This window comes from Dactylosporangium sp. NPDC005572 (assembly GCF_040605515.1).
In the GTDB taxonomy this organism is placed as follows: Bacteria; Actinomycetota; Actinomycetes; order Mycobacteriales; family Micromonosporaceae; genus Dactylosporangium.
This window is the reverse complement of the sequence record NZ_JBEXCY010000154.1, coordinates 22316-28315: the sequence shown is the minus strand read 5'-3', so window position 1 is coordinate 28315 and position 6000 is coordinate 22316. Positions and strand designations below refer to the sequence as shown.

Sequence of the window (6000 nt, the reverse complement as noted above, 5' to 3'; positions counted from 1 at the left end):
GGGGCAGCCGGGCCGCGACGCGGAACCCGCCGGCGTGCGGGCCGGCGGTGAAGGTGCCGCCGGCGAGGCGGACGCGCTCGCACAGGCCGATGAGCCCGACGCCCGGCCGCTGTGAGGGGAGCGGGCCGGACGGTGGCGGGTCGTTGGTGACGGCGACCGTGGTGGCGTCGGGCTCGTGGGTGACGTCGACCGTGACCGCGGCGCCGGGGGCGTGGCGGGTGGCGTTGGTCAGCGCCTCCTGGACGATGCGGTGCACGGCCCGGTCGACTATGTCCGGGCGGGGAGCGGCCGGCCGGGGAGCGGCGGGGCCGGTGTGGTCGAGGTGTACGGCGACGCCGGAGTCGCGGGCGCGGCGGACCAGCTCGTCGACGTCATCGGTGGTGACGGGCGCGGGCTGGCCGTCCTCGCGCAGGACGCCGATGATGTCGTGGAGCCGGTCGGTGGCGTCGGCGGCGCTGCGCCGGACCTCGTCGGCGGCGGCGCGGTGGGCGGGGTCGAGGCCGGGTGCGGTCTGCAGGGCGGCGGCGCGCAGCGCGACGAGGGCGAGCTGGTGGCCGAGGGAGTCGTGCATGTCCTGGGCGATGCGGGCCCGCTCCCGCAGGGCGACCATCTGCCGCTCGCGTTCGAGGCGTTCGGCCCGCTCCCAGCCGGCCGTTGCCAGTTCGACCTGCTGGGCGCGGTACCGCCCGGCAAGCCACGGGAACACGCCGCACACCAGCAGGATCGACGCGAGGAGCAGCCACTGCGACGGGGCGGTGCGCATCAGGTCGAGGTTGACGAGGGTGCCGCCGGCGGCGACGGCCGTGAACACGGCGAGGACCGGCCCGGCCCGGGCGGTGCGCCGGCCGACGAGGTAGCTCATCACGGGGATGGCGAAGACGAAGTTGCCGTCGAAGAGGCTGCCGAGGACCACGACGACAAGGGAGGCGAGGGGCCGGGTGCGGCTCAGCGCGACGGCGCCGGCCATGGCGGCGAGGACCAGGACGAGCGCGGGGTACGCCGCCGACATCGCCTGGTTGGCGGCGATCGGCGCGGCCAGCACCGCCCACAGCCCGGCGTCGAGGACCCGCCGCCACCGTGCAGCACTCATCGGCCCAGGCTAGCGGCGGTGTCCGGGCCCGCCGTACTGCCGAAGGTCAGGTAAGCGCGACCGTGCTGTGGCGGACGACGAGTTCGGTGGCGAGCTCGACGCGGGGGGTTTCGATCTCCTCGCCGGCGGCCATGCGCAGGACGGTGCGGGCGGCGAGCAGGCCCATCTCGGTGAGGGGTTGGCGGACCGTGGTCAGCGGCGGGGACGTCCAGCGGCTCTCGGGCAGGTCGTCGAAGCCGACGACGGACACGTCGTCGGGGACGCGCAGGCCGCGGCGTCGGACGGCCTCGAAGGCGCCGAAGGCCATCTGGTCGCTGGCGGCGAAGATCGCGGTCGGCGGGGTTTCGAGGGCCAGGAGGGCGTCGGCGCCGGCGCAGCCGGACTCGTGGTGGAAGTCGCCGGGCTGGACGAGCTCGGGTTCTATCCGCAGGTCGGCGGCGGCGAGGGCGGCGCCGTAGCCGTCGAGGCGGGCGCGGCTGCACAGCAGGCGGGTCGGGCCGGCGATGAAGCCGATCCGGCGGTGGCCGAGGGAGAGCAGGTGCTGGGTGGCGCTGAGGCCGCCGGCCCAGTTGGTGGCGCCGACCGTCGGGACGTCGAGCGCGGGGACGCCGGCCGGGTCGATGACGGCCAGGGGGATGGCGAGGCGGCGCAGTTCGGCGTGCAGGGGTGGGGTCACGTCGGAGGTGACGAAGATGACGCCGTCGGTGGCGCGGGCCCGCAGGTTCTGCAGCCATTGGCGGGCCGAGGCGGGCTGGCCGTGGATGGCGGAGACGACGGTGCCGATGCCGGTGGAGTGGGCGACCTCCTCGACGCCGCGGATGATCTCGACGGCCCAGGGGCTGTCGAGGTCGTCGAAGACGAGGTCGATGAGGCCCGCGGACGGGCGTTTGCGGCTGGCGCGGCGGCGGTAGCCGTGCTCGCGCAGCAGTTCCTCGACGCGTTCGCGGGTGCTGGGGGAGACGTCGGAGCGGCCGTTGAGGACCCGCGACACCGTGGGCACCGACACGCCGGCCTGCCGCGCGATCGCGGTGATGGTGACCCGGCCCGGGTTGTCGAGTGTCACGGGCATCCCTTCGGCGACCGTGTGGTCTTCTCCGCATCATGCCGCAGACCGGGCGGCGGTGAAAGTTCCGGAGCGGTACCGAAAGGTCGGCGGCCGGGTGGTACCGACACATGGAGATCAATTCCCGGAACTTTTCCGAAACTCGTTGACACCCTCGCAGACCTCGATCAGTGTCGATGTCGGGTCGCCGCTACGACCCGCCCACACCCCCATCCCCCTGTCAGGAGGAGGACCACGCCCATGAACGACGCCCCCGCCCGCCCGCGGCGTCGCCGCGCCGGGCTGCTGTTCGGCGGTCTCGCCGCCGTGGTGGTGGCGCTGGTCGCGACGCTGCCCGGCGTCGCCAGCGCGGCCGTCACGACCAACCAGACCGGCACGAACAACGGCTACTTCTACTCGTTCTGGACCGACAGCCAGGGCACCGTGTCGATGGACCTCGGTGCCGGCGGCAACTACAGCACCAACTGGAGCAACACCGGTAACTTCGTCGCCGGCAAGGGCTGGAGCACCGGCGGGCGCCGCAGCGTCAGCTACTCCGGCAGCTTCAACCCGTCGGGCAACGCCTACCTCGCGCTGTACGGCTGGACCCGCAACCCGCTCGTGGAGTACTACATCGTCGACAACTGGGGCACCTACCGCCCGACGGGCACCTTCAAGGGCACCGTGACCAGCGACGGCGGCACGTACGACATCTACCAGACCACGCGGTACAACGCGCCGTCGATCGAGGGCAACAAGACGTTCAACCAGTACTGGAGCGTGCGGCAGTCGAAGAAGACCGGCGGCACGATCACCACCGGCAACCACTTCGACGCCTGGTCCCGCGCTGGCATGAGCCTGGGCGGCCACGACTACCAGATCCTGGCGACCGAGGGCTACCAGAGCAGCGGCAACTCGAACATCACCATCGGTGGCGGCGGCCCGACCACCGGCCCCACCACGCCGGGCCCGGGCGGCGGGAGCTGCACGGCGACGCTGTCGGCGGGTTCGTCGTGGAGTGACCGGTACAACCTGAACGTGTCGGTGTCGGGGTCGAGCAACTGGACGGTGACGATGAACGTGCCGTCGCCGGCGAAGGTGATCGCGACCTGGAACATCACCGCGAGCTACCCCAACGCCCAGACCCTTGTCGCGAAACCCAATGGCAGTGGCAACAACTGGGGCGTGACGATCCAGCACAACGGCAACCGGACCTGGCCCACCGTCTCCTGCAGCGCGGGCTGAGCGATGCGGACACCGAGACGCGTGCTTGCGACAGCCCTGGCCGTGGCCGGGATGGCGGTGTCGACCGCCGTCGCCCTGACCGTCGCCGCCACACCGTCGCAGGCCGCGACCTGCAACGGGTACGTCGGGCTCACCTTCGACGACGGGCCGTCGGCCGGCAACACCCAGAACCTGCTCAACGCGCTGCGGCAGAACGGGCTGCGGGCCACGATGTTCAACCAGGGGCAGTACGCCGCGGCGAACCCGTCGCTGGTGCGGGCCCAGGTCGACGCGGGCATGTGGGTCGCCAACCACAGCTACACCCACCCGCACATGACGCAGCTGAGCCAGGCCCAGATGGACTCCGAGGTCTCCCGGACCCAGCAGGCCATCGCGGCCGGGGGCGGCGGGACGCCGAAGCTGTTCCGGCCGCCGTACGGCGAGACGAACTCGACGCTGCAGTCGGTGCTGTCGCGGTACGGGCTGACCCAGATCATCTGGGACGTCGACTCGCAGGACTGGAACAACGCCAGCGTCGACGCGATCGTGCAGGCCAACGCCCGGCTCACCAACGGCCAGGTCATCCTGATGCACGACTGGCCGGCCAACACGGTGGCCGCGATCCCGCGCATCGCGCAGGGCCTGGCGAGCCGCAACCTGTGCGCGGGCATGATCTCGCCGCAGACCGGCCGCGCGGTCGCACCTACCGGGGGCGGCGGCCCGACCACCGGCCCCACCACGCCGGGCCCGGGCGGCGGGAGCTGCACGGCGACCCTGTCGGCGGGTTCGTCGTGGAGTGACCGGTACAACCTCAACGTGTCGGTGTCGGGGTCGAGCAACTGGACCGTGACGATGAACATCCCGTCGCCGGCGAAGGTGATCGCGACCTGGAACATCACCGCGAGCTACCCCAACGCCCAGACCCTCGTCGCCAGACCCAACGGCAGCGGCAACAACTGGGGCGTGACGATCCAGCACAACGGCAACCGGACCTGGCCCACCGTCTCCTGCAGCGGCGGCTAGCGTCCGGCAAAGGCCCCGGCCCGGCGCTCAGCGCAGGGCCGGGGCGATCTCCTCGGCCAGGCGGTGGACCGACTCCTCGACGAGGCGCTCCGGCAGGCCGCCCCAGTCGACGAGCGCCTGGATCCGGTCGTACCGCAGCACCTCCCGCAGCGCCGCCAGCTTCTCGGCCACGTGCGCCGACGTGCCGATCATCAGCGCCTCGTTGGTGGCGAACTGCTCGGGGCTCACCACGTAGCCGGGTGCGCCGGGGCGCTTCGGCCGCAGGAAGTCGCGGTAGTACGGGTAGGTGGCCCGCGCGGCCGCCTCGTCCGCGGCCGCGAACAGGTGCACGGCCACGCCGAGCCGCCCGCCCGGGCCCGCCGCCTCGCGGTAGATGTCGGCGAGGCGGCGCAGACCGTCGGCGGGGCCACCGAGGTAGCCCAGCGTCATCGGCAGGCCGAGCCGCCCGGCCCGTTCGGCGCTCGCCGGGGTGCCGCCGACGCCGACCCAGACCGGCAGCGGCTCCTGGACCGCCCGCGGTACCACGGCCGCCCCGGACAGCGGGGCGCGGAACCGGCCCCGCCAGGTGACCGGCGACCCGGCCCGGATGCGCAGCAGCAGGTCGAGGTGCTCCGCGAACACCTCGCCGTACTGCTCGACCGGGACGCCGAACAGCGCGAACGGGTCCGGGTAGGCGCTGCGGCCGACGGTCAGCTCGGCCCGGCCGCCGCTGAGGACGTCGAGGGTGGCGAAGTCCTCATAGACGCGGACCGGGTCGAGGGCGCTGAGCACGGTGACCGCGCTGGCGAGCCGGACGCGGGTCGTGCGGGCCGCGGCGGCGGCGAGCACGACGGCCGGTGACGACACCGCGAAGTCGGTGCTGTGGTGCTCGCCGAGGGCGAACACGTCGAGCCCGAGCCGGTCGGTGAGGACGGCGAGGCCGGTGATCTGGCGCAGCCGGCCTTCCGCGGTGCGGTGCGCACCGTCGACGGTGCGGGGCTGCAGGTCGGCGAGCGAGGTGACGGCGAATTCGATACTCATGGCCCGCCGATTGTCGGCAGCTACGGGGCGGGCGCGGAAGACGGCACATCGGCCGCCGTACCGAACACCGATGTGCGTGCGTCGAAGCGGGCGCGGCTGTCGGCGATGTGGTGCCGGTGCCGTTCGGCCCAGGTGACGAACGCGGTGACCTGCTCGTGGAGGTCGCGGCCGACGGGTGTCAGCGCGTACGACACCTGCGGCGGTGTGACGGGGACCACGGTACGGCTGACCAGGCCGTCGCGCTCCAGGCCGCGCAGGGTGAGGGTGAGCATGCGCTGCGACAGCCCGTCGACCGCGCGGTGCAGCTCGGAGTAGCGCCGGTCGCCGCCGTCGAGCAGCGACAGCAGCAGCACGCTCCACTTGTCGCCGACCCGGTCGAGGATGTCGCGCTGCTGGCAGGTGGGGTGCTCGAGGCCGGGCCGTTCGGTCATGCCGCCAGTGTGGCCGACAGCGACCGGGGCTGAACCGCCGCAAATCCGGCCGAACCGGCGCGTCACCCGCGTGAGCGTCATCACTTGACTACTGCGGCTCAGCATCTATTCTTTTCCTACCAACTAGATGGACTAGATGGATTAAGTCGACTTACTCGGGAGGTGACCGT

6 protein-coding genes are annotated in these 6000 nt (G+C 72.7%); 2 read left to right on the top strand and 4 right to left on the bottom strand.

All coding sequences use genetic code 11. From position 1 onward, the window contains the following. A partial coding sequence (locus ABZS66_RS44580) for a histidine kinase (RefSeq protein ID WP_354768880.1) occupies positions 1-1090 on the bottom strand: 1090 nt, incomplete at its 3' end. A gap of 46 nt (positions 1091-1136) precedes the next feature. Further along, positions 1137-2159 carry a LacI family DNA-binding transcriptional regulator gene (locus ABZS66_RS44575; RefSeq protein ID WP_354768878.1) on the bottom strand — a complete coding sequence of 341 codons (1023 nt, stop codon included), beginning with the start codon at positions 2157-2159 and terminating at the stop codon, positions 1137-1139. A gap of 234 nt (positions 2160-2393) precedes the next feature. Here ABZS66_RS44575 and ABZS66_RS44570 point away from each other — a divergent pair, with 234 nt between their 5' ends. Then, entirely contained in the window at positions 2394-3377 is a 984-nt protein-coding gene (locus ABZS66_RS44570) for a glycoside hydrolase family 11 protein (protein ID WP_354768876.1), read from the top strand. 51 nt (positions 3378-3428) lie between these two features. Beyond that, positions 3429-4379 (top strand): polysaccharide deacetylase family protein, encoded by a 951-nt coding sequence (locus ABZS66_RS44565; RefSeq protein WP_354768882.1) that lies wholly within the window; start codon positions 3429-3431, stop codon positions 4377-4379. Between the two features lie 27 nt (positions 4380-4406). Here the strand turns inward: ABZS66_RS44565 and ABZS66_RS44560 are convergent, their stop codons facing one another. Both ABZS66_RS44560 and ABZS66_RS44555 read right to left on the bottom strand, forming a co-directional pair. Further along, positions 4407-5399: an LLM class flavin-dependent oxidoreductase gene (locus ABZS66_RS44560; RefSeq protein ID WP_354768874.1), complete on the bottom strand. Its 993-nt coding sequence runs from the start codon at positions 5397-5399 to the stop codon at positions 4407-4409. A gap of 20 nt (positions 5400-5419) precedes the next feature. Then, positions 5420-5830, bottom strand: coding sequence for a helix-turn-helix domain-containing protein (locus ABZS66_RS44555; protein ID WP_354768872.1), 411 nt, complete (start codon positions 5828-5830; stop codon positions 5420-5422). Positions 5831-6000 lie beyond the last annotated feature (170 nt).